A 1,913-nucleotide genomic window follows, 5' to 3' on the forward strand; every position below is an offset into this window, starting at 1 on the left:
GGCAAGAGCGCGCATGCCGAAAGATTGGTGACGGCCTGTCCGGCGCCGTGGACATACATCGCCACGGCGCAAGCCTATGACGACGAGATGCGCGAGCGCATCGCGCTGCACCGATCGCGGCGCGGCGAGGGCTGGACGACCATCGATGCGCCGCTCGATCTCGTCGGCGCGATCGAGGCCCTGCCTGACGGCCGGCCTGTCCTGATCGACTGCCTGACGCTGTGGCTGACCAACCATATGCTGGCCGAACATGACATTGAGGCTGAATGCCGGGGGCTGGCCGATGTGTTGTCGCGACCGCGCGGGCCATGGCTCGTGGTCTCCAACGAGGTCGGCCAGGGCATCGTGCCGGACAATGCGCTCGCCCGTCGGTTTCGCGATGCCGCCGGCCGGCTCAACCAGCAGGTCGCGACGATAGCCGATACGGTGCTGATGATGGTGGCGGGACTGCCGCTGAAGGTGAAATGACATGGCTGATACTATCGAACCCAAGGACGAAGAACGCCACCGCGCCAAGATGGCCAAGCGCAAGGCGGTGCAGGACGCCGAGGTCGCGGCAAAGACCGTCGAGAAGGGGCTGCTGATCGTCAACACCGGCCCCGGCAAGGGCAAGACCACCGCTGCCTTCGGGCTGGCGCTGAGGATGCTCGGCTACGGCAAGCGCGTCGGCGTCGTCCAGTTCATCAAGGGCAAATGGCACACCGGCGAGAAGGACGCCTTTGCCGTTTTCGGCGATCGGGTCGTTTGGCACACGATGGGCGAGGGTTTTACCTGGGAGACTCAGGATCTGAAGCGCGACATCGCTGCCGCCGAAGCTGCCTGGGCCAAGGTGCTCGAGCTGATGGCCGATCCGTCGATCAGCCTTCTGGTGCTCGACGAGCTGAACATCGCGCTGCGCTACGACTATCTCGATCTGGACAAGGTGGTGGCGGCGCTGAAAGGGCGCCGCGAGGGTCTGCACGTCGTCGTCACCGGCCGCAACGCCAAGCCGGCGCTGGTCGAGGCGGCCGATCTGGTCACCGAGATGGGCGTGACCAAGCATCACTTTTCCGCCGGCGTGAAGGCGCAGCAAGGCATAGAGTTCTGAGGGGTTTTGCCCGCGCCTCTTCTTCCTTCTCCCCTTGTGGGAGAAGGTGGATTGGCGCGCAGCGCCAAGACGGTTGAGGGGTGCTGGCCGGAGCGCTGTTGGTGCCAAGCTGGAACACCCCTCATCCGGCCGCTTCGCGGCCACCTTCTCCCACAAGCGGAGAAGGGAAAGCCGCACGAAGCGGCTCGCCCCGGAATGGTAAGAGTGAGGGGCAGCGCAAACCTGAAGCGATTGGCCACTTCGTGGCCCGAAATCGATTGCTTTGTGACGGCAGTTATGCTAGGAATTTATTCATGGTGCTGATTTGCGCCAGCGACCCGCCCCCGAGGCGGTTTTTTATTTCAGCCGATCTCGACCGGCCGTCCTCAAGATGAGACGCCGTCACGCAGCGATGACGATCACCGACAGCAAGCCGAACAGCGCGATCAGCAGAAAGTCGGCGACCCGGTAGAGTTTCAGCGCCCGCCTGATGTCGGCGCTTTCCACGTCGCGGCGGCCGCCTTCGCCCATGAACGCATCGTCGACCATGACGCCGTCGTAGGAGCGTGGGCCGGCGAGCGCCAGGCCAAGCGCGCCGGCCATCGCCGCCTCAGGCCAGCCGGCATTGGGCGAGCGGTGCTTTTTCGCGTCGCGCTGCACGGTGCGCCAGGCGTTGCCGGCATCGGCGCCTTTGACGAAGAAAGAGGCAGCCACGATGAGCAGCGCGGTCAGCCGTGACGCCGGCAGGTTGATCAGATCGTCGAAGCGCGCCGCCGCCCGGCCGAAGGCCTCATGGCGCGGCGTGCGGTGGCCGATCATCGAATCGGCGGTGTTGGCGGCCTTGTAG

The 1,913-nt window shown here is 65.2% G+C and carries 3 protein-coding genes; 2 read left to right on the plus strand and 1 reads right to left on the minus strand.

Annotation, left to right across the window (positions count from 1 at the left end; genetic code table 11):
- Together cobU and cobO are read left to right on the plus strand one after the other, a co-directional pair.
- On the plus strand, positions 1 to 468 hold a 468-nt coding region (gene cobU, locus EOC94_RS33210; protein ID WP_127295851.1), incomplete at its 5' end, for a bifunctional adenosylcobinamide kinase/adenosylcobinamide-phosphate guanylyltransferase.
- 1 nt (position 469) lies between these two features.
- Positions 470 to 1,087 carry a cob(I)yrinic acid a,c-diamide adenosyltransferase gene (gene cobO, locus EOC94_RS33215; RefSeq protein WP_095483472.1) on the plus strand — a complete coding sequence of 206 codons (618 nt, stop codon included), beginning with the start codon at positions 470 to 472 and terminating at the stop codon, positions 1,085 to 1,087.
- A 381-nt stretch (positions 1,088 to 1,468) separates the two neighbouring features.
- On the opposite strand, the gene EOC94_RS33220 is transcribed toward cobO, so the two are convergent.
- Positions 1,469 to 1,913 (minus strand): cobalamin biosynthesis protein (locus EOC94_RS33220; RefSeq protein ID WP_185928389.1); only part of this gene is annotated, 445 nt, incomplete at its 5' end.

The organism is Mesorhizobium sp. M6A.T.Ce.TU.016.01.1.1, assembly GCF_003997065.1.
Taxonomy (GTDB): domain Bacteria; phylum Pseudomonadota; class Alphaproteobacteria; order Rhizobiales; family Rhizobiaceae; genus Mesorhizobium; species Mesorhizobium mediterraneum.